At 38.6% G+C, this 22,588-nt stretch carries 20 protein-coding genes and 1 riboswitch; of the genes, 13 read left to right on the plus strand and 7 right to left on the minus strand.

Annotation, left to right across the window (positions count from 1 at the left end; translation table 11 throughout):
* Nucleotides 1–244: 244 nt before the first annotated feature.
* Together QNH17_RS05170 and QNH17_RS05175 are read right to left on the minus strand one after the other, a co-directional pair.
* Entirely contained in the window at nucleotides 245–1,513 is a 1,269-nt protein-coding gene (locus QNH17_RS05170; protein WP_283877728.1) for an MDR family MFS transporter, read from the minus strand.
* 101 nt (nucleotides 1,514–1,614) lie between these two features.
* Nucleotides 1,615–3,705: a DNA topoisomerase III gene (locus QNH17_RS05175; RefSeq protein ID WP_283877729.1), complete on the minus strand. Its 2,091-nt coding sequence runs from the start codon at nucleotides 3,703–3,705 to the stop codon at nucleotides 1,615–1,617.
* Between the two features lie 322 nt (nucleotides 3,706–4,027).
* On the opposite strand from QNH17_RS05175, the gene hutH reads away from it, so the two are divergent.
* A complete protein-coding gene (hutH, locus tag QNH17_RS05180) occupies nucleotides 4,028–5,554 on the plus strand; it encodes a histidine ammonia-lyase (RefSeq protein WP_283879436.1) in 1,527 nt (508 codons plus the stop codon).
* A 235-nt stretch (nucleotides 5,555–5,789) separates the two neighbouring features.
* Here the strand turns inward: hutH and QNH17_RS05185 are convergent, their stop codons facing one another.
* Nucleotides 5,790–5,993, minus strand: a complete 204-nt coding sequence (locus QNH17_RS05185) for a hypothetical protein (protein WP_144552843.1) — start codon at nucleotides 5,991–5,993, stop codon at nucleotides 5,790–5,792.
* Nucleotides 5,994–6,625: 632 nt separating this feature from the next.
* Nucleotides 6,626–6,712, plus strand: a riboswitch (cyclic di-GMP riboswitch).
* A gap of 30 nt (nucleotides 6,713–6,742) precedes the next feature.
* On the opposite strand from QNH17_RS05185, the gene QNH17_RS05190 reads away from it, so the two are divergent.
* Nucleotides 6,743–6,865, plus strand: coding sequence for an anti-repressor SinI family protein (locus QNH17_RS05190; RefSeq protein WP_144552845.1), 123 nt, complete (start codon nucleotides 6,743–6,745; stop codon nucleotides 6,863–6,865).
* A 95-nt stretch (nucleotides 6,866–6,960) separates the two neighbouring features.
* Here the strand turns inward: QNH17_RS05190 and QNH17_RS05195 are convergent, their stop codons facing one another.
* The gene (locus tag QNH17_RS05195) at nucleotides 6,961–7,287 is read right to left on the minus strand and encodes a helix-turn-helix domain-containing protein (protein ID WP_026564443.1); all 327 of its coding nucleotides are present in this window, start codon (nucleotides 7,285–7,287) and stop codon (nucleotides 6,961–6,963) included.
* Nucleotides 7,288–7,562: 275 nt separating this feature from the next.
* Here QNH17_RS05195 and map point away from each other — a divergent pair, with 275 nt between their 5' ends.
* Nucleotides 7,563–8,312, plus strand: a complete 750-nt coding sequence (map, locus tag QNH17_RS05200; protein ID WP_283877731.1) for a type I methionyl aminopeptidase — start codon at nucleotides 7,563–7,565, stop codon at nucleotides 8,310–8,312.
* 38 nt (nucleotides 8,313–8,350) lie between these two features.
* On the opposite strand, the gene QNH17_RS05205 is transcribed toward map, so the two are convergent.
* Nucleotides 8,351–8,575, minus strand: a complete 225-nt coding sequence (locus tag QNH17_RS05205) for a DUF1128 domain-containing protein (RefSeq protein WP_026564441.1) — start codon at nucleotides 8,573–8,575, stop codon at nucleotides 8,351–8,353.
* A gap of 175 nt (nucleotides 8,576–8,750) precedes the next feature.
* On the opposite strand from QNH17_RS05205, the gene QNH17_RS05210 reads away from it, so the two are divergent.
* Nucleotides 8,751–9,122 (plus strand): YtxH domain-containing protein, encoded by a 372-nt coding sequence (locus QNH17_RS05210; RefSeq protein WP_283877732.1) that lies wholly within the window; start codon nucleotides 8,751–8,753, stop codon nucleotides 9,120–9,122.
* A 13-nt stretch (nucleotides 9,123–9,135) separates the two neighbouring features.
* The gene (locus QNH17_RS05215; protein WP_283877733.1) at nucleotides 9,136–9,972 is read left to right on the plus strand and encodes a YihY/virulence factor BrkB family protein; all 837 of its coding nucleotides are present in this window, start codon (nucleotides 9,136–9,138) and stop codon (nucleotides 9,970–9,972) included.
* Between the two features lie 267 nt (nucleotides 9,973–10,239).
* Here QNH17_RS05215 and QNH17_RS05220 read toward each other — a convergent pair whose 3' ends face one another.
* Entirely contained in the window at nucleotides 10,240–12,153 is a 1,914-nt protein-coding gene (locus tag QNH17_RS05220; RefSeq protein ID WP_283877734.1) for a heavy metal translocating P-type ATPase, read from the minus strand.
* Between the two features lie 174 nt (nucleotides 12,154–12,327).
* Complete coding sequence (locus QNH17_RS05225) at nucleotides 12,328–13,506, minus strand: MFS transporter (RefSeq protein WP_283877735.1); 1,179 nt, start codon at nucleotides 13,504–13,506, stop codon at nucleotides 12,328–12,330.
* A gap of 213 nt (nucleotides 13,507–13,719) precedes the next feature.
* Between QNH17_RS05225 and cax the strand changes: the two genes are divergently transcribed.
* The 8 genes from cax to rlmD all read left to right on the plus strand — a co-directional run bounded on the left by cax (nucleotide 13,720) and on the right by rlmD (nucleotide 22,435).
* Nucleotides 13,720–14,760: a calcium/proton exchanger gene (gene cax, locus QNH17_RS05230; protein ID WP_283879437.1), complete on the plus strand. Its 1,041-nt coding sequence runs from the start codon at nucleotides 13,720–13,722 to the stop codon at nucleotides 14,758–14,760.
* A 389-nt stretch (nucleotides 14,761–15,149) separates the two neighbouring features.
* Complete coding sequence (locus QNH17_RS05235) at nucleotides 15,150–15,767, plus strand: YczE/YyaS/YitT family protein (protein WP_283877736.1); 618 nt, start codon at nucleotides 15,150–15,152, stop codon at nucleotides 15,765–15,767.
* Between the two features lie 127 nt (nucleotides 15,768–15,894).
* Entirely contained in the window at nucleotides 15,895–16,665 is a 771-nt protein-coding gene (locus tag QNH17_RS05240; RefSeq protein ID WP_373561737.1) for a YfkD famly protein, read from the plus strand.
* A gap of 123 nt (nucleotides 16,666–16,788) precedes the next feature.
* Nucleotides 16,789–16,986, plus strand: coding sequence for an SE1561 family protein (locus tag QNH17_RS05245; protein WP_066251284.1), 198 nt, complete (start codon nucleotides 16,789–16,791; stop codon nucleotides 16,984–16,986).
* 188 nt (nucleotides 16,987–17,174) lie between these two features.
* Entirely contained in the window at nucleotides 17,175–18,719 is a 1,545-nt protein-coding gene (locus QNH17_RS05250; protein WP_283877737.1) for a fumarate hydratase, read from the plus strand.
* A gap of 408 nt (nucleotides 18,720–19,127) precedes the next feature.
* Complete coding sequence (locus QNH17_RS05255) at nucleotides 19,128–20,093, plus strand: nuclease-related domain-containing protein (RefSeq protein ID WP_283877738.1); 966 nt, start codon at nucleotides 19,128–19,130, stop codon at nucleotides 20,091–20,093.
* An 88-nt stretch (nucleotides 20,094–20,181) separates the two neighbouring features.
* Nucleotides 20,182–20,922 carry a delta-lactam-biosynthetic de-N-acetylase gene (gene pdaA, locus QNH17_RS05260; protein ID WP_481858614.1) on the plus strand — a complete coding sequence of 247 codons (741 nt, stop codon included), beginning with the start codon at nucleotides 20,182–20,184 and terminating at the stop codon, nucleotides 20,920–20,922.
* Between the two features lie 127 nt (nucleotides 20,923–21,049).
* On the plus strand, nucleotides 21,050–22,435 hold the full coding sequence (gene rlmD, locus QNH17_RS05265; RefSeq protein ID WP_283877740.1) for a 23S rRNA (uracil(1939)-C(5))-methyltransferase RlmD: 1,386 nt from the start codon (nucleotides 21,050–21,052) through the stop codon (nucleotides 22,433–22,435).
* The last annotated feature ends 153 nt before the right edge of the window (nucleotides 22,436–22,588 follow it).

Consider the following 22,588-nt stretch of genomic DNA (forward strand, 5'->3'; position numbering starts at 1 on the left):
AAAACAGTAAAGATTTTCATCTTTACTGCATCTTGCTGCCGTATACTTTTATATTAAAATAAACACCTGCGGAAAATAGTACTAAGAATGTAATAATACCTGATAATGATGTTGGAGCCATGAACTCGGATAATTCCATTGTTTACACCGCCCTTATTATAATTATCTTTATAAGTTAATTATAATACAAATTGGGCAAATGTGAACAATTTAGTACAAATATTAAGAGATTATTGACCGGTTTTTATATATGTGATTTAATATTTTGTTTTTCAAATGAATGGAACATGACCCAGTACATCCCAGCACTTAACAAGGCAAGAAAAACTAACACGAAAAACGTCCAGCTATAGCCAAGCAGTACCGTCATTGGAATTGCAAGCGGTGCAATAGTGCGGCTTATGGTAAACCGAAGGCTTGCAGCAGCGAAGTATTGTCCTCGCATATGCTCCGGAGCAAGTCGTGATACAAAGCTTTGCTGGAGCCCAGCCCCCATTAATTCAGCAAAAGTGAAAACCGCCATCGCGATCATTAAACCCCAAATCCACGTGGTTTGACTAAAAAGAATCATAGAAAAGGCGTACACAACTGACGAAAGTACAAATACATTTCTTTCATAATAAGTACTCATCCACTTTGTGACAATTACTGTCAGCAGAGCGACGAGAAATCCATTTTCTGCAAGCACCAAACCAAACGCCTGTTCACCATTGACCGAAAACGACCAATTCCCAATTGAAAAGAGACTCTGATCTTGAAAGACATCCTTTATATAAACTGGAATCAACAAATCCAATTGCATAAATGTTTGCCCCGCTAATACTCCCGCAAGAATAAATAGAAGGAAGGTTTTATCTTTAACAATGAGTGAATAATCCTTCAGTTGATTTGTTAAAAAGTAATACCATTTCCCGTCAGACGAAGAAGTACTTTGATTAACCGGGACTGTTTCACGAGTCCATTTGGCTAAAATAAGTCCCAAGGAAATGCAGACTAACCCTGCGACAAGTAAAAGTTGAAACCGGTAATGAACATAAAAAATCGCACCTAAAATCGGGCCAATTACAACCGCAATATTAATTGAGGTGTAAAAAATAGCAAACACATTGCTTCTGTCTTTTTCATCGACGACATCGGCTACCATCGCTTGGCTAGCCGGCCAATAAAAGGAACCGAACACACCGGCAACTGCAAAAGCGATAAAGCCCATCCACGGCGATTCATACCACGGTGAACTAGCGAAGCCAAATGCGATAAATGAAAGTCCTTGACCAATTGCAGACAGTACCATCATTCGTTTCCGCCCGAACCGGTCAGCGCAGTATCCGCCCATAAGGTTAGCAAGTACTGAAAAAATCTGTGAAAAAACTAATAATAATCCTGCTTTACTTTTACCGAACTCTTCTGCGAAGTAAATCGTTAAGAAAGGAAAAAACATCCAAAACGTGATGTTCATCATCGCTTCACTGAATAAGCGAACCTTTAAATTAGGATCCCAATCCCTAATTCTCATACATTGTCCTCGTTTCTAAAATTTTGACCAACATAATACTAGCCAAATCGAAAAACTTATAACATAAATGGTAAGCACATCCTGAGTGCTTACCATTTAATTTATTCCTGATTGTTTAAGGCTTGTTTTAGTAAATCACCTAAGCTGGTTCCGAAATCCTCTTTTTGGGTATATTTCTGAACGAGCTTTTGTGCTTCTTTTTTATTGACAGCTTTTTTCTTGTCTTCTGCCTTTTCAACGACATTACAGCGGCGGCATTGGAAGTACGCGCCGGCTTTTCCATTATGAATTTCCATTTTTTTATGGCATTGCGGACAACGGCGGTTGGAAAGCTTTGGATCCTTACGTTTTCGGAAGGAACACTCTGGACTTGAGCAAACGAGAATCTTGCCTTCCTTTGTATTCCGCTCCTTTAGGAATTCGTTACATTCAGGACATCTTGAACCGGTTAAATTGTGGGCACGATAGGATTTTTCACTTTTTTTAATTTCAGAAACCAACTGCTCCGTTTGGCGGCGAATCTTTTGTAAAAAGGCTTTCGGGTCCGCCTTTCCTTTGGAGATTTTCTCTAGTTCTTGTTCCCATTTGGCCGTTAGTTCCGGTGACTTTAATTCATCATTAACAAGTTCAATAAGCTGCTTGCCTTTTTTCGTTGAGTGGAAGCGTCCATTCTGTCGTTCTACGACTTCCGTTTCTACAAGTCTTTCAATAATTTCTGCCCGCGTTGCTGGCGTACCTAGACCGAATTTCTCCATTTGCGCCAGAACATCAGCTTCGGAATAGCGCTGCGGCGGCTCTGTCCATTTTTGGTTTAGTACGCCATTTTTTACCGTAAAGGACTGACCCTGAGCTAATTTTTGCAGTCCAGTAGTCAATTGTTCCGATCCTTCTTTTCCTAACACCTTTTTAAAGCCCAATTCCATTACATTTGTTTCTTTGGCAGTAAAGGTTTCGCCTTCAACTTTAAATGTTGCCTGTATGGTGTCAAATTCATAAGCTGGTAAAAACAATGCTAAGAAACGTCGAGCAATGATGTCATAAAGTTTTCTTTCATCTGAATCAAGTTCACTAAGATTAAGCCTTTGCTCCGTTGGGATAATGGCGTGATGGTCTGTTACCTTTTCATTGTTAAAGACGCGTTTGGCGAGCACAGTTCCCTTGTTTGCAAGAATGGGGCGAACTTCTTCTTTATAACCTGAAGCCATGCCATGCAAGCGGTCTGTCATAGTGTTCACCATATCGGTGGTTAAATAGCGTGAATCAGTTCTAGGATAAGTGACCAATTTGTATTGCTCATAAAGACGTTGTAAAACAGATGATGTCTTTTTCGCCGAGAAACCAAACCGCTTGTTAGCATCTCGCTGTAGTTCTGTTAAATCATAAGGCAGTGGCTGTGGCTCTGATTTTTTCTTGCGGTCTATTTTATCGAGCACCGCCTTTTTACCATATACTTTGGATTGGATAGTTTCAGCTTTTGCCTTATCGAAGATGCGCTTTTCATTGTCCCGTTCCCAATCTGTTGAAAGTGGGCCAATATCGGCTCGAATCGTCCAATATTCCTTTGGAACAAAGGATTGAATCTGCTGTTCTCGTTCCAAAACAAGGGCAAGAGTAGGGGTCTGAACCCGACCTGCCGAAAGTGGGTCTTTATATTTTGTTGTTAGTGCTCTTGTTACATTCAATCCGATTAACCAATCAGCTTCCGCACGGCAAACGGCCGAATGGTAGAGGTCCTCAAATTGTTTACCAGGTTTTAATTGCTTGAACCCGTCTTTGATGGCCTTATCTGTTTGCGAAGAAATCCATAATCTTTTTAAGGGCTTGTTCCACCGAATCTTGTCAAGAATCCAGCGTGCTACTAATTCACCTTCACGACCAGCATCGGTTGCGATGATACATTCTTTAATGTCTTTCCGTTTTGCTAATGTTTCGATCGCACGGAATTGATGGTTGGTTTGCTTCATGACCATCAAGCCCATTTTTTGTGGAATAATCGGTAAATCCTCTAAATTCCATGTTTTATATTTCGTATCATAATGCTCTGGCATTTTTAATTCGATTAAGTGGCCGAGTGCCCATGTGACAATGTATTGATTTCCTTCCATATAGCTTTTATGTTTTTGATTGCAGCCAAGAACACGGGCAAGTTCCCGGGCAACACTTGGCTTTTCTGCAAGTACAAGAGATTTCATATTTACTCCTTTCAGGTACATCCATTTTGACCTTTATATAGTATAACGGAATCTCAAGGTATTTTGTAACTTAAGTATTTTCCTTTCATTTATTATCCTGCTAAAGCGTTATCGTTCTAAAATTCAGAAAATTGAATTGACAAATAAGCTTATCAAACCATACAATATTATCACTAAGATAGATAAAGAATGGAATGATACCCATGAGGCATCTGATAATATTCAATCAATTCATCATAAAAGAGGCTGGACTCCCAATCAAGTAGATTCGGAATCCAGCCTCTTTCTTTATTATACTACAGTGGTAGAGGAGAGAGACGATATGGTAACACTGACAGGTGGAAGTTTAACATTAGAGCAGATGAAAGATGTTTTATATCGAAAGCAAAAGGTCATGGCCTCAGACAAGAGCATGGAAGCAGTCAAGAAGAGTCGTGAAGCAGTTGAAAGAATTGTTTCAGAATCAAAAGTAGTTTATGGGATTACGACGGGATTTGGAAAGTTCAGCGACGTTCTTATTGAAAAAAAACATGTTCAAGACCTCCAGCTTAATTTAATTCGCTCCCATGCATGCGGGGTTGGTGAACCTTTTCCCGAAATAGTTTCCAAAGCAATGGTACTTCTACGAGCCAACGCACTCCTCAAGGGTTATTCAGGAGTCAGACCTGTTGTCATTGAAAAGTTATTAGAGTTAGTGAATCAGAATATTATTCCTGTGATCCCGCAGCAAGGTTCCCTGGGGGCAAGCGGTGATTTAGCCCCGCTTTCTCATCTTGCGTTGGTTTTAATTGGCGAAGGAGAAGTATTTTACAAAGGTAAACAAATGGAGGCCCTTGATGCACTCCAACAAGAAGGAATTTTACCGTTAACGTTGGAGGCAAAAGAGGGTCTAGCCCTTATTAATGGGACACAAGCGATGACAGCTATGGGTGTGATCGGCTATTTGGAGGCAGAGCAGCTGGCACATGAAAGTGAGCTAATTGCAGCTATGACAATGGAAGGGTTAAATGGGATTATCGATGCATTTGCGGAAGAAGTTCATATAGCTAGAGGGTATAAACAGCAAATTGATACGGCAGCAAGAATCCGTGGTTATTTAAGCGATAGTTTATTAACTACACAACAGGGCGAATTACGGGTTCAAGATGCTTATTCTCTCCGCTGCATGCCACAGGTTCATGGTGCATCGTGGCAGGCTCTGGATTATGTGAAAGAAAAATTAGAAATTGAAATGAACGCAGCAACAGATAATCCGTTAATCTTTGATAATGGGGAAAAGGTGATCTCAGGGGGGAATTTCCATGGACAGCCGATTGCTTTTGCCATGGATTTTATGAAAATTGCTGTGGCTGAACTGGCGAATATTTCAGAAAGAAGGATTGAAAGATTGGTTAATCCGCAGTTGAATGATTTACCAGCCTTTCTAAGTCCTGAGCCTGGCTTACAATCAGGGGCAATGATCATGCAATATGCGGCAGCAGCACTGGTATCAGAGAATAAAACGCTTGCCCATCCAGCTAGTGTCGATTCCATACCATCATCTGCTAATCAAGAGGATCATGTAAGTATGGGCACGATTGCGTCGAGGCATGCTTATCAAATTATCCAAAATGCACGAAGAGTTGTGGCGATTGAACTGATTTGTGCCATGCAGGCCGTGGAGATTCGCGGGATCGAAAAGATGGCCACAATTACTAGGTTGTTCTACGATAAGGCCCGCGAACAGGTAGCATCCATTAAACAAGATAGGGTCTTTTCAAAGGATATTGAAAAAATTGCTTATTGGCTTAAGTCAATTGAATTTTCTCCATTTATTAGAAATATAAGGATCGAAAAGCGACATTTCTAAAATGAATTCTTAAAAGATAAGAAAGATAAAGTTTTTTAACTTAGATTACTGTCTAGCGCAAGCGGCCCTAGCGGCTAGTGTCCTTCGCTCTCCGCCCTACGATAAGTCAAGCACGAATGCGCCTCCGGCTCTTCGTGTTTCCTTTATCTCAGTTGGAGTGCTCCAGGCCATACGCCGCTGACCAGGGCGCTTGTGCTTTTCTTAATAGGAAAAAGGCGTGAGATACTCACGCCTTTTATTCTGTCTGATCATTTAGTAAGCGAGCAGTATCTCCGCGATACTCATCTTCATTTTCCACACGATTTTTAAATGCTTCTCGTACAACTAGGAATTCTTCGTCACCAACTGCTTCTTTCGCATGTTTTTCCACTAAAGTATCTTGTGGAAAGTTTCCTGGATGACCCTTCTTTTTATGTTCAAAATGTTCTCCGCGTGCCAATTACAACACTCCTTTCGTTTACGCAAGTATCATTCCCGAAACGGAGTGAAATAATTACTTTTTTAATAACTACACCAAAAGAAAAAGCTGAATGACAGAGGAATCCTTTAAAAGATTCAATCTTCACCAGCATTGTGTTTTGTGGAATCTGGCTTGCACATGAGGTCTAAAAAATAACCGGCCAACCCAATAAATGCAATCGGTATGGAAAAATTCAACACATGAAGAATGGTCATTACACTGCAACACCACCAATATTAGAAAATTAATAATATTTAGAAAATTATTATATTGTTTATATTATATGCCAATTGTCACAATTTAGACAAATATTTAACGTATATGTTGGGAAAATTTTTTGGTTCTGGTTAAAGAAATGATTAAATAGCAGGGTATTTCTTCCAAAAATTCACTCTTTTGACAGAAGGTATTCTGATTTCAAGTCCAAAATAGGATATTTTTGTAGAAATGTGGGATAATTTGTTAGAATTAGTTGTGTGAAAATTTAATCAATACGACAAATTACAACACCCTACTAAAATAGCACTAGATATAATATCAATGTAGATTAAGTAAATCGACCTATCAAAACAAAAAAGAAATGCTAATTCAGTGACTTAAGTTTTATTAATGTCAGAAAAAGGCAAACCTGTTGAAAGGCAGGGACGCAAAGCCGAGGATCTAAGGCGGGTTTCTGCTAGGATGGCCGGGCTACCTGGAATACATTATGTATTTTAGGGGTGAGTGGAATGGTTATTACAAAAAGTGAAGTAGAAGTAATCGATCAGGAATGGATGGCACTCATATTAGAAGCAAAGGACTTAGGGTTATCCATAGAAGCAGTTCGTGATTTCTTGGTCAACGAAAGATGATCAGAATCATCCTATTCGTACATAAAATAAAAGCATTCTACAAGTGCAACTTGTTTGTAGAATGCTTTTATTTTTCAATAAGATTATTTTATTTTCTATTTATCGTTTTGATTAATTCGCCACTTGTTAAATTCGAGGAAATCCCGAAATTGTTCCTTAGAGACGCCAGAATTCATTGCGTCCTTGACTAAATTCATCCAATCAATATCTAATTCCTCTTTATTAATTTCTTCATGTATCAAGTGATCCACAGGAATATTTAAAACAACAGCGATTTTTTCTAGGAATTTTATAGAAGGATTCTCTTGTTTATTATTTTCAAGGTTACTTAAATAAGATTTTGCCACACCTGCTTGAGCAGCAAGTTCGGATAGCGACATTTTTCTATCTAAGCGAAATTTTTTTACGCGATCACCAATCATTAGTCTCACACCCAATTATTATTCACTCTACGTTAATTCTATCAAAAAGAATAGAAAAGCACCATATTAAGAACAAAGAAATAAGGCAAAAAATATGAACTTTAAGAAAATAATTATGTTAAAGTATTTTTGAAAAAATACCAGGATAGAGTTAATATTAAAAGTGTTGCCTATTACGGCATGTTGTATAATTCTTTAGAGGTATGTTTTTAGTCGAATAACAATTTTGATTTGCATACATAAAAATAAATAAAAAGGAAGGGGACCCTACAATAATGATTGTCCTAAAATCACAACGTGAAATAGAAGCAATGAAGAGAGCAGGGGAAATTCTTGCTGCTTGTCATAAAGAAATAGCTAAATTGATTAAACCAGGTATTACCACTTGGGAAATTGATGTCTTTGTGGAAGAATTTCTTAAGAAAAAAGGTGCGACACCAGAACAAAAAGGTTATAAAGGCTATGAATATGCGACATGTGCGAGTATAAATGACGAAATCTGCCATGGCTTTCCAAGGAAAGAACCTTTAAATGAAGGGGATATTGTCACGGTAGACATGGTTGTAAATTATAACGGTGCGCTAGCGGATTCTGCCTGGTCATATGCTGTTGGGACCGTATCAGAGGAAACCGAGCGGTTATTAAAAGTCACAAAAGAAGCACTGTATAAAGGGATTGAACAAGCCGTTGTCGGTAATCGAATCGGAGACATAGGGCACGCTATTCAAAAATATGTTGAAAGCGAAGGGTTTTCGGTTGTACGTGACTTTATTGGCCACGGAATTGGCGCAGTAATTCATGAGAAACCGGATGTTCCTCATTATGGGCTGCCAGGGAAAGGTGCAAGAATCAAGGAGGGTATGGTCTTTACGATCGAGCCAATGGTAAACGTAGGACGATACCAAACAAAAATGGATCTCAATGGCTGGACGGCAAGAACTATTGATGGGAAGTATTCAGCGCAATACGAACATACCCTTGCCGTTACCAAAGAGGGAACCGTCATTTTAACTGAACAAGATTAATAACAAACAAACCCGTTATTTGCATAACGGGTTTCACTTTATTTCTTTCGAAGGCTTCCAAGCTCTTCAACTAATGCTTGCATTTCATTTGGACTAAACGAATTCTTTCGTTGGACCATATCATAAATCTCTTTCAATTCCTCGTACATTTCTTCATCAAAGTGTGAAGGTTTAATTGCACCAAGGTTTAAGACTTTTAATTTTTCCTTTATTTGTTCAATCATATATTCGACATTTTCAATCGACTTTTCAGATAAATTCATTTCGGTCATCCTTTCCGAATTATTAAGTTCATCTTTTCATGTAAGAAATTATATGTCAATAAAAAAATCGGACTTGCATGGAATACCTCTATCAAGGAAAATAAAAATATGCAGGTTTTGGTATTTTTTACATGGGGTACTATTGATAATAACAAAGATTAAAGGAGACGTTAACATGACACAGAAAAATCAATTTTGGCGCGGAATGATACTTGGTGCCATTGCTGGTGGGGCCATTAGCCTTTTAGATAAACAAACACGTGAAGTGATGAAAGCAAATGTACAAAAAACCACATCAAAAGTTACTTATGTTTTTAGAAATCCGGGTGAAATTGCGGAGAAAGTAAAGGAAACAGCTGAAAAGGTAAAGACAACCGTAAAGCAGGTGAACGAAGATATCTCCTTTATCACAGATAAGGTAGAAGAATTACGCGAATTAACACCTCAGGTAACTGACATGATAAAAGAAACGAAGGATACTTTCTCGAAGAGTGACGAAGCACTTCTTTTAGAAGAAGTGTTAGGAGAAGACGAAAGAACTCATTAGAAGGAGGATGGACATGGAAAAGGTGGGGAATGTCCGCTCGTCTCTATTACGATTACTTTGGCATAGGGTCGATGAAGATGATCTGCCAGGTTTAAGTGCGCAGCTGGCCTATTATTTTCTATTGTCCCTATTTCCGCTCCTGATTGTTCTATTTACACTTCTTCCCTATATTCCGATTCAACATCAGGATATGCTCGGAGTAGTGAAAGATTTTGCACCAGGCGAGGCAATGGATTTAATTGAAAAAAATGTCCACGATATCATGAACCATCGGAATGGCGGGTTGCTTTCGTTCGGGATCATTGGCACTATTTGGTCGGCATCGAACGGAATTAATGCGATTGTTAAGGCATTTAATAAGGCATACAATGTCAAGGAAAGCCGTTCATTTATTGTTTCAAGAGGGATGGCTATAATATTAACATTTGGGATGATTTTGGTATTAATTCTCGCTATTGTTCTCCCTGTATTCGGCAGAGAAATAGGTATTTTTTTATTTTCTCAATTGGGCTACACGACAGAATTTATTAAGCTCTGGAATACATTAAGTTGGCTTGTTAGTGCGATTATTTTGTTTCTTATTTTTACAGTGTTGTATTGGATTGCACCAAATGTAAAATTAAAATGCCGCAGTGCCTTTCCAGGTGCCGCTTTTGCAACAATTGGCTGGATTGTATCCTCGATTGGATTAACGTTTTACGTTGGGAATATAAGTAATTATTCTCTTACTTATGGAAGTATCGGGGCAATCATTGTCTTAATGATTTGGTTATACATTTCGGCATTTATTATTATTTTAGGTGGAGAAATAAATGCCTTTTATAGTGAGAAAAACCGTAAGAATTGCTAATAGTTACCTTCATGAAACTTGCCTATCTGTTCAAACTAAGGTGGCAGGCTACTTTCATTAAGGAGGTTCTTATTATGACAAAGAAAACTAAAAAAGATGGCGGTACTAAGCAAAAAGGTAAAGGAAGTAAAGGAAACAAAACTTCCGGTTCAGCAAACGGCTCAAACGGCTATCACTAATGGGCTTTCCATCTTATAAAAATAAAAAGACCGGATGATGTTCATCCGGTCTTTCTAATCCAGTTCAGGGGAGCTTTCGCTTTTTGTACTATTTAAGCAATCGCAGGCTGTTTAGAATAACTAAGATTGTGCTGCCTTCATGACCAATGACTCCAAATGGCAAATCAAGGATCTGAAAGAAGTTTGACGAAATTAAGATCATGATAACAGTTATCGAGAAAATAACATTCTGTTTAATGATTTTATTCATTCGCTTCGAAAGATCAATGGCCTCAGCAATGCGAGGTAAATCATTTTTCATTAAGACAATATCCGCAGTTTCAAGTGCAACATCTGTTCCACCACCCATGGCAATACCAACATTGGCGATAGCAAGTGCAGGTGCATCATTAATTCCGTCACCTACCATTGCCACGGTTTCATATTTTGTTTTTAACTTCTTTAATTTTTCGACTTTTACCTCAGGTAAGCATTCAGCGAAAAACTCATCAACATGGCTTTCCGAAGCGATTGCGCGTGCCGTTTTTTCACTATCACCAGTCAGCATAACTGTACGGATTCCTTGCTTTTTCAGGTGATCAATCGCAAGTTTAGTCTCCTCACGAACAACGTCCTTCATTGCGATTACCGCAGATAACTCGCCATCAATTTCAATAAATACAAGCGTATTGCCATAAGTAGCGAGTTCTTTAATCCTTCCACCTGCAAACTTTTCAATCAGTTCTTGGTCTACAAACGCTGCTTTACCAATCTTCCAATTTTCACCGTTAATGGTGGCCTTTACTCCCCATCCTGGTATATCTTCCAGACTGTCTGGATGGAGGAGTTCTTTGTTAAGGTTTGATTTTACATATTTCACAATCGCTGTTGCAAGAGGATGGTTAGAATGGCTTTCAATTGATGCTGCCTTCCAAATCAGGGTATCCCTATCAAGTCCATCCTTTACAATCACTTCCGTTACTTCTGGGTTGCCTTTTGTCAATGTACCGGTTTTATCAAATGCAATGGCACCCAAATGGCTTAAATTCTCTAGATGCACCCCGCCTTTTACCAGAATTCCACGTTTAGCTCCATTGGAAATGGCTGATAAAGTTGCAGGCATGATGGATGCAACAAGGGCACAGGGAGAAGCCACCACCAATAAGATCATCGCCCGATAAAAGGCTTCTTGCCAACTCCAGCCTAAGATAAAGTGCGGAAGAAAAAACATCAATAAAACAACAGAAAGGACTACTTTAACATAGGTTCCCTCAAAGCGTTCAATAAATTGTTGTGAAGGAGACTTTTCGCTTTGTGCTGATTGTACGAGCTGAATGATTTTTTGAAAAAGAGTCTCATGGCTCGCTTTTGTTACTTGGACAGTAATTGAGCCTGTCATGTTAACAGTTCCTGCGAAAACGACTTCTCTATCGCCTTTAGATACAGGCATAGATTCACCAGTAATTGCCGCCTCGTCAATATTGGTTTGTCCTTTGATGATCATCCCGTCAGAAGGAATCCGCTCACCGGGCTTTATTAGAATCAAATCTCCGACATGAAGCAATGAAACAGGAACTCTCTTTTCACTGCCATCTGATATGAGTAAAGCCTCTTCTGGCTGCAGTTTCATTAAAGAGGAGATTTCTTTATGACTTTTATTCATTGTATAAGTTTCGAGTGCCCCGCTTACTGCAAAAATAAAGATTAACACGGCACCTTCTGTCCAGTATCCAATAATGGCCGATCCAATAGCTGCAAAAATCATTAACATTTCCACGTTCAGTTCCTTATTTTCATAGGTAGCCTCAATGCCTTCTTTTGCCTTGGCAAAACCACCAATTACAAATGCTAGCAGGTAAGCAATAATGGAATCTGCCCCATTTCCATACTTATCAAATAACCAGCCAGCTGCAATTAAACCACCGCTTAGGCCTGCTGCAATTAATTCTGCATGTGGTTTGATTTTCTCGAATAGCCCTAATTTGTTCATACTCTTTGTTAGTGCCTTTGCTTCGGAACTCACTAATTTTCCCCCCTCCGATTGCTAATTGATAAGAATAATCAAAGTCAATACCCTTAAAAAATACGAAAGCTGTCATCAAAAGGATGACAGCACGATCTTTATAGGGTTTCTATTTATGGTTATCTTACCACATATTTTATGCATAAGATATGAATTTGCTCCATAATTATCCTGTTACGAACTTTGTTGCTTAAATACTAAATTAGTCTTCTTACCAAATGTGAAGATGATAATTGATAAGGTTAAGAGCATCGTACTAATGATATAGAAGAAACTCACATTTTCAACGAATTTAATAAACAAACCTCCAATGATGGGACCGCTTAAACTGCCGAGACTGAAAAATATCCCGCATAACAAATTGCCGGTCGGAAGAAGAGTTTTTGGAAGTAAATCTGTCATGTAGCTGATACCTAGCGAGAAAGTTGAACCAACGACCATTCCAGAAATAAGAAATACGACAAACAGTCCAATAAAAGAGTGTTCAAGGAAGATGGCAGCAGTAAAGCTAAAAAATCCAAGAAAAAGTATTGTTATTAAGACATTTCGCCGTCCATACTTATCACTCAAAATTCCTAAAGGAAGTGAGGTAATAATACTACCAGCGGCAAATGCAGTCAACAACATGGAAACATTGGTGACGTTTATATCCATTCTTAAGGCATAGACAGGAAAACTGCCATTTAAGGAGGATTCTAAAAAACCATAAGAAAATGGCGGAAGGAAAGCAACCCATCCATATTTTAAAGCCTTCTTAAACTGTTTAATGGTCGATAGGAAGGAATTGATACCAACTTCTTGTTCAGGTCGTTCGTTTTTAAGCATAAATACAAAAATCCAGCCAATAAAACAAAGGATTGAGGAGACAATAAAAGGCAGAGATTGATTTACATTAACTAATGGTGTCATAAGTGGTCCACTGGCAAAACCAATTCCAAAAAATAATCCATATAGAGAAATATTTCGTCCTCGCTTATCAGCAGGAGCTGATGAGGTAATCCAAGTCTGTGTGGCGAAATGGAGGGAATGGTCACCTATTCCAATTAGTACCCGGAGGGCAAACCAAAACCAAAACGTCTCCCAGATAGGAAATAGAGCTAGTGAAACGATGACGAGTCCGCCGCCATAAATAATCACTGGTTTATAACCGTATTTTCTAAGAGGCATTTCCATGAAAGGAGATACAAGGAGAATTCCGATATAAAGTGCGGTCGCATTTAAACCATTTAATGAAGGGGATACCCCACTTTTCTCAAAAATTACAGCGATGAGAGGCAGCAACATTCCTTGCGAAAACCCAGAAATCGCAACGATACTAACAAGGATCCAAAATCGCAGATTAGTTTTATTCATAGAACTTCCTCAATTCTACAATTTTCATTCAATAAAGATTAAATATCTCCTAAATAATGGTAACTAGAAAAACGTTCTTATGCAAGAGGAAAGTTTCGACCCTAGACAATTGGGGTAATTTTAGGTAAATTAAGGAACAAAAGGAAAAGTCTAATAGAAAATATCCTCATTATATAAAAAGAATATGGAGGGAATACGGTGAACAGGATTTTTATGCTTATGACATTCATTGGAGTGCCGCTGTCCGTTATTGGCTCACTGTTGCATTGGTCAAATATTGTTTTATTTATTATCTACTGCTTAACAATCGTGGCACTTGCCAGTTATATGGGAAGGGCAACTGAAAGTCTAGCAATTGTTGCGGGGCCGAGGATTGGCGGACTGTTAAATGCAACCTTCGGAAATGCAGTCGAACTTATTATTTCAATCTTTTCGTTGAAAGCCGGGCTTGTTGGAATTGTTCTCGCCTCACTAACAGGTTCCGTGTTAGGAAACTTACTACTTGTGGCCGGGCTTTCGTTCTTTATAGGGGGCTTAAAATTTAAGCGTCAATCATTTAATGTCTACGATGCTAGGCATAATTCAGGGTTGTTGATGTTTGCGGTTATCATTGCTTTTGTTATCCCTGAAGTTTTTTCTATTAATATGAATGAGACAAAAACTCTTTCCTTAAGTATTGGGATTTCAGTCATTTTGATCATCCTTTATCTGGCCGCCTTATTTTTTAAGTTGGTTACCCATCGAGGCGTATACCAGCCTAGTACTGAAAAAGCCGCACATGAAGAAGAAGAACCAGAATGGGGAAAAGGGAAAGCCATTGCTGTTCTTTTCATTGCAACAATAGCAGTCGCTTACATTTCCGAGCACCTAGTTCATACGTTTGAGTATGTAGGAGAAACACTTGGTTGGTCTGAATTGTTTATCGGTGTCATTATCGTGGCTATAGTAGGGAATGCAGCCGAACATGCATCTGCCATTGTCATGGCATTTAAAAACAAAATGGATATTGCCGTTGAAATTGCGATTGGTTCTACATTGCAGGTGGCCATGTTCGTATTACCTGTTCTTGTGCTTGTATCACTTTTCTTTGATACTACTATGCCACTGCTATTTAGCTGGCAAGAGCTAATTGCGATGGTGTCATCGGTACTCCTTATGGTTGTTATCTCGAACGACGGTGAATCCAATTGGTTCGAAGGGTTAACACTACTCGCTGCCTATTTGATTATGGGAATTGGCTTCTACTTACTCTAGTTATTGTAAAAAATAAAGACTCTAAGCCCGGTGGCATAGAGTCTTTATTATTAAATTTAAGTTTCATTTCCATTCTTCAATGTACGGGGTTAATCGTCAAGCTTGGGCTATTATGATAAAATAACCATTTAGTAGGGTAAAAATCAATCGCTTTTCTTTGGGCCATCAATCACCAACCTTCATGTTTATTTAGATACATGAACACGAGTGTTGAATCTCATATAAGACGGGAATCCCAACCTCCTTATGGATAATAAGTAATGGAAGCAGATTGATTACGGCCCTCCTTTGTTGATAAGTTAAGTATATTATAGTATTTAATTTTAATTTTGTAAATGTTCTGAATATTACAATTGTGTTACTTTTTTCTTAACTTTAAGGAGCGACTAATGAGACTATTAATTCGGTTTTTATTTTTCATTTTTGGACTTACTATTATGACTTTTGGTGTCTGTATGACCATTGAAGTGGCGGATATTGGTGTTGGTGCATGGGATGCTCTTAATGTCGCCTTAACTGAAAAGGTAGGTTTATCAGTAGGAAAATGGGTAATGATTGATGGGGCTTTTTTAGTCATAGTGGTCTCTCTCTTATTAAAGAAAAGACCTGATCTTCTTTCACTTCTAACGATAATAATCATAGGTTCATTAGTTGATTTTTGGTTAGGAACTGTTTTTGATTTATTTCAAGTCAATCAACTTATCCCTAAAATAGTTATGCTATTAGTAGGAATCTTGATTATCGGATTTGGTGCAGCTATATACATTCAGGCAAAATTCCCTCAAAGCCCCATTGATAATTTTATGTTAGCCATTAAAGAACGTTTTCGAGTTAATTTAATGGTTGCCAAAACCATTGGAGAGATTACAGCATTGATCCCTGCCTTTTTACTACATGGACCTATCTCATACGGTACCATTATTATTACATTCACTGTAGGAACTGCGATCCAATTGTTCTTTCCATTTTTTGAAAAATTAATGTTACGACTACAGATGAAATATTGAAATTCCTTGCTGAGATGGATAAAAATAATCAACTCCGAAAAAACTATTAGCAGACTGATTAATGCTATTAGTGAAAGGAGTTTAACTCGTGAAGAAAAATGTCACTATCCTGATGACACTGCTATTAATGTTAACTTTTATTCCCTCAGCCTTCGCACAAAAGGGTCAAGCGCAAAAAGTTTCGGTAAAATATCAGGTCCCAGCTTCGGTTCGAAATATTACTAAGGAGAATACCTATCCAAATTCGACACAGGATCTGCCATTACTACAACCAAGTGATTTAACTAAAAAGTTGATTAACTCATCAAAGGTAAAAATCGAAAACCCTGATCTAATCCGAATGCTAAATGAATCGAGTATCAATAGCACACCTTTTGCGATTGGCTATCGTGCCATCGTCTATTTAGGTCAGTGGCCCTTAAATTACGAATCATCGGAAACTTCTCCGAATTGGGAGTTTCAAAAAATAAACACCAATTATTTTGATAATCGCGGCGGCAAAGTCCCATATCAAATCAAGTATGTTCAGGAGTCGCAAAAGATTATCAGAGGCGGGCTGACTGCTAAAATTGCGAGTGCAGAAGCGGTGAAAAAAATGATGCTTTTAAAGGCAATGGAAAAAACACATCTTCCGCTTGCATTCGATACGATTATTGGCGCCGGCACGAAGAACGACCATATTTATAACATTCCACCGAATCGGTTGGGCTACTTATATGCCTATGCACCAGGTGTGAATGAAAAAGGTAAAGTAACCTACGGTGAAGTCTATTTAATGCTAAAGGGCAGCAAAAAGTTTATCGTAATTAAAAATGTCACCTCTCAAGGAATCGGTGCATGGATCCCGGTTCAAGATTATGTATCCTTTGGATTTGCAGCGTCAGAACGACCACGCTAAAAGCTGACTCCTGATTACAGGAGTCTTTTCTTTTTTAAAAAGTTGGGCAAAATATTATTAATCGATTGTCAAAGCAGCAATTTTTCGATAGGATGAGAACGTTAGCGAAAGGAGTGAAACAATTTGGGTAGTCCGATTGAAGATAAAAATACACAAGTGAATTTTTTAAAACAACGTTTAAACATGTTCATTGATGTCCTCGATGCCATTGATCCAGAAGATACGGATCTTGAAGATATTGACCGCTTAATTTCGATGTTAGATGATATGGAATCAAAATGCAGGGAATTTAATAACCGTGAAGTGAGTGAGTCTGTTTAACCAACAGGCTCTTTTTAATGGGGTTAGAAAGGTGAATCCAATATTTACATGGGGATTTCCTCGATTATCCTGGCAGCGGTTGCAAGCTAATCCTTTAATTCTAATGGTTATAGGAGTATAATATAAGCGTGCAAAAATTGTAAAATTGAAAAATATTAATGGGGAACATGGGGAGAGGGGTACTCGAATTGAATATTTCTAAATTTCAAGAAAGCATGTACAAGCTAGTCGTTGAAACATCAACAAAACTTCCTAAGGACGTCCGCCGAGCTGTTAAACGGGCTAAGGAAAATGAAAATGCGGGTACAAGTGCCGCAATGAGCCTTGCGACAATCACAAATAATATCAAGATGGCAGACGATCAAGTTTCACCCATCTGTCAGGACACTGGTTTACCAACCTTTAAAATTAAAACGCCAGTAGGTGTGAATCAATTAGAAATTAAAGAAGCGATTCGTAATGCCATTGTGTTGGCAACAAAAGAAGGGAAGCTTCGCCCGAACTCGGTCGATTCCCTAACTGGTGAAAACAGTGGCGACAATCTTGGTGCAGGCGTACCTGTTATCAAATTTGACCAATGGGAAAAAGATTATATCGACGTTCGTCTGATTTTAAAAGGCGGCGGTTGTGAAAATAAAAACATTCAATACAGCCTTCCATGTGAATTAGACGGACTAGGCCGTGCTGGACGTGACCTTGATGGAATTCGTAAGTGCATTATGCATTCTGTCTACCAGGCTCAAGGCCAAGGCTGCAGCGCTGGCTTTATCGGTGTTGGTATTGGCGGCGACCGTTCTTCTGGATACGATTTAGCGAAAGAACAGTTATTCCGTTCTGTGGAAGATGTGAACCCAAATGAAGACCTTCGTAAGTTAGAAGAGTATGTAATGGAAAACGCTAATAAATTAGGAATCGGCACCATGGGCTTCGGTGGTGAAGCAACCCTTTTAGGCTGTAAAGTGGGCGTCATGAACCGTATTCCTGCAAGTTTCTATGTTTCGGTTGCCTACAATTGCTGGGCATTCCGTCGTTTAGGTGTAAGTGTAAACGCGGAGACTGGTGAAATCAACGAATGGATGTATCAAGATGGGGAATTCATTGATTTTGCTGAAGGAGAAGCAGCTGTACAGGAAACGGCAGCTACATCTGAAGGGGTTATCACTTTGGAAGCGCCAATATCTGAAGAACAAATCCGTTCTCTTAAAGTAGGCGATGTCGTTCAAATTAATGGTTTGATGTACACTGGCCGTGATGCAATTCATAAGTATTTAAGCGATCATGACGCACCAGTAGATTTAAATGGACAAGTTATTTATCATTGCGGTCCGGTTATGTTAAAAGACGAGGCCGGTGCTTGGCATGTTAAAGCGGCTGGGCCAACAACAAGTATTCGGGAGGAGCCTTACCAAGGTGATATCATGAAGAAGTTCGGCATCCGTGCTGTCATCGGTAAAGGCGGTATGGGACCAAAGACGTTAGCTGCATTAGAAGAACATGGCGGGGTATACTTAAATGCAATTGGCGGAGCTGCTCAGTACTATGCAGATTGCATCAAATCAGTTGAAGGTGTCGATTTAATGCAATTCGGTATTCCAGAAGCGATGTGGCACCTGCGTGTAGAAGGCTTCACAGCGGTAGTGACAATGGACTCACACGGAAACAGCCTGCATGCAGATGTTGATAAGTCTTCCTTAGAGAAGTTAGCAGCGTTTAAGGAACCGGTTTTTAAATAGGGAGTTAGTAGGGGGGATAGGCGCAGGGTTTGCGTCTATCTTTTTTAGTTTGAAGAGCAAATATTGTAGAATGATCGAACTGGGAGATATTCCATTTTTTGAAAAATAAAGCTGTTGGATTGTACAATTAATCATAATTTTGGTCTTATAATCTGGTTTTCTTTATTGTTTTGTAAAAAATTTACAATTATTGTTTAATCCCATGCTTGTTTTGTAAAATAAATTGAATAATTGTAAAATAAATCATTTTTATAGTGTAATTATCTCCCAAATTGTAAAATTTCCCCCATCATCGAATGTCTAGCACAATAAAAATAATCAAAAAAACAAAATTCATATATATTTCATACAAGAATTAGGGCAAACATGTTATAAATAAGCGAAACGACTTCTAAAGGAGGTATTAATTTGTTTGTTAAAGACCTAGCAGTTCCGCTTAACCTATTGAAAGCTGAAGCATTAGAAAAAAGAATGCCCCCAAATCATCCAAAACTGATCGATTTGAGACTTTTCATTAAAAATTTACGATCTGGATATAGTGGAGAAATGAAAATACGATATTATTTAGGTCAAATTCCCTCAAAAAGGTTCTACATATTCCACGACTTGCGCCTCCCGTATGGTGACGGGTACTTTCAAATAGATGCATTGTTGATTTCCCCAAGAGGAATTCTTATGATTGATGGCAAAAATCATTCCGGAAAATTAACTATCGAAAAAAATCAAATGATTCAAGATTATATGGACAAGAGGATAGTCTATGATAATCCAATCGCACAGGCCCACCGCCATAACTTATTATTGAAGTACTTTCTTGAAAAACACAAAATCCCTCCAATGCCAATTGACTCGTTAGTAGTTATTAGTAAATCTTCAACTGAATTATGCATTAGTCCCGGATACGCAATTGCGGAGAAAAAGATTTGCCGAGTGGGTGAACTACTTGGGAAAATAGAAGTATTTTACAATCAACATAATAAGACTCTCCTTGATCCTAAAAACATTGAGAAAATTAAAAGACTACTTTTAAAAAGTCACACCCCTTTAATTACAGACATAATGCAGAAATTTAGCTTGCAAATGTTAGAAATAATTACAGGTGTTCAATGCCCAAATTGCTTTCGGTTTCCAATGAGCTATAATAGAAAAATTTGGGTATGTCCACATTGCCATTTCATATCCCAGGATGCACATTTAGTTGCAATTAGAGATTATTTCTTGCTAATTGATTCCTCATTTACAAATATGGAGATACGTACATTCCTTCACCTTCCATCTACAAGAATAACCACGTACTTTTTATCTTCCTTATGTTTCCCTTATACAGGAACCACGAAAGGCCGCGTCTACCATCAGCCTCAAAATTTCCTATAAATACTAATAATCATTTTCTCATTTAAACAAACACTAAAAAAAACAAAATAGGGGGAACATGATGAAACGATTATTTTGCATCCTCAGTATGCTGCTTTTATTTATACCGCAGAGTACATATGCGGCTGTTTCCAATCAGCCAATCCATTGGGGCTTTAAAAAAGGTGTAAATGAACAGCAAGCAGAAGCTGGAGCCGAGCTTGATCAGCTAATTGAAAAATACGGTGCTTTTTATAAAAGCAACCCCGACTCAAAAACGTTATACCTAACTTTCGATAACGGTTATGAACAAGGATATACCCCCCAGATTCTTGATATTTTAAAAAAGGAAAAGGTACCTGCGACTTTTTTTGTGACAGGGCATTATTTGCTTTCGGCAGGGGATATTGTGAAAAGGATGGTCAAAGAAGGGCATATTGTCGGGAACCATTCGTGGCATCACCCGGACCTGACAACCGTAAGTGATCAAAGGATTCGTGAAGAGCTTAAAAAGGTCAGCGTCAAAACCAAAGAATTAACAGGTCAAAAAGAAATGAAATACCTTCGACCGCCACGGGGGGTATTTAGTGAAAGAACGATGCAGATTGCTAATGAAGAGGGCTTTACGCATGTATTCTGGTCACTCGCTTTCGTCGATTGGCATGTGAATTCGCAAAGAGGCTGGCAATATTCCTACGACAATATTATGAGGCAGGTCCATCCGGGCTGTATCTTACTATTACACACTGTCTCAAAGGACAACGCCGATGCCTTGGAAAAGGCGATTCAGGATTTAAAGAAAAAAGGCTACAAGTTCAAAAGCCTTGATGATTTTCCGAAGAAAAAATAGATATATCACCCACAGAAATCGAATTTCTTTTTGGAATTCGGTTTTTCTGTGTGAAACATGCTATAATACGGGGAAATTAAAATGAAACGATCTATATGAATTTATGGAATATTATGGAGTGAAATAGATGAAATCTGATCAAAATATCAAAATTGAATTGAAGCAAACCTTTCCGCTCACGATCAAACGGCTCGGTATTAATGGGGAAGGTGTTGGCTATTTTAAAAAACAGGTTGTCTTTGTGCCCGGTGCCCTTCCTGGTGAAGAAGTGGTCGTAGAGGCGACAAAGATTAATCCCAAATTTGCTGAGGCAAAAATCAAAAAAATTCGCATTAAATCCCCCAATCGAGTCCAGCCGCTTTGCCCGGTATATGAACAATGTGGTGGATGTCAATTACAGCACTTGAATTATGATCAACAATTGAAGGAAAAACGTGATATTGTCATTCAATCACTGGAGCGCCATACCAAAGGGAACATTAGCAAACTTGATATAAGAGAAACCATTGGAATGGAAGACCCTTGGGGTTATAGAAACAAGAGCAGTTTTCAAGTAAAGGCAATGGATGGTAAGGTTCTTGCGGGGCTTTATGGCCTTAATTCCCATCAATTGATTAATATTGAAGAATGTGCGGTGCAGCACTCACAAACAAATGAAGCAACATCTGCGGTTAAACGAATCTTAGAGGAATTAAAAATTCCTATTTATAATGAAAAATCTAGAAAAGGTATTGTTCGAACCATCGTTACTCGTGTTGGCATTCAAACAGGTGAATTACAAATAGTCCTAATTACAACACAAAAAGAATTACCAAAAATGGACACCATCATTCATGAAATCCAAAAACGTCTTCCGAATGTGAAATCAATTGTTCAGAACATAAATGGGCAAAAGACGTCCCTTATTTTTGGCGAGGAAACTCTTCCGTTAGCGGGGGAAGAGTTCATCCAAGAAACACTAGGAGACCTTCAATTTGAGCTTTCTGCAAGGACATTCTTTCAATTAAATCCTGTTCAGACCGTGAAGCTTTATAATGAAGTGAAAAAAGCAGCCGCGCTGACTGGTCAGGAAAAAGTAGTAGATGCCTATTGTGGAGTGGGAACCATCGGGTTATGGCTCGCCGACCAGGCAGGCGAAGTCCGTGGAATGGACGTCATCCCAGAATCAATTGAGGATGCGAAGAAAAACGCAAAGCGTCACGGATTGTCCAATACAAAATATGTACCTGGAAAGGCAGAAGAAGTCCTGCCTAAATGGGTCAAAAAGGGTTGGAAGCCCGATGTCATTGTCGTTGATCCACCGAGAACAGGTCTTGATGGGCAGTTAATCCAAACCATCCTCCAAGCTGAACCAAAAAAGCTCATTTACATCTCATGTAATCCTTCAACATTGGCGAAGGACATTCAAACGTTAAGTGCAAAATATGAAGTAAAGTATATCCAGCCGGTGGACATGTTCCCACATACGGCACATGTGGAGTGCTGTTCACTACTTGTATTGAAAGACAAATAATTGAATGTGGCCTGTGTGTAAAAAAGTCTCTCTGATTTTCAGGGAGGCTTTTATATCTTTCTTTAGTGTTTTTTCTTTATTCTGTCAGAAAGATTTTAATGTACTAATGTGATAAAATTAATATAAGAACAGCACTATTTGGAGGTTCTGGGT

The organism is Neobacillus sp. SuZ13 (genome assembly GCF_030123365.1).
In the GTDB taxonomy this organism is placed as follows: Bacteria; Bacillota; Bacilli; order Bacillales; family Cytobacillaceae; genus Neobacillus.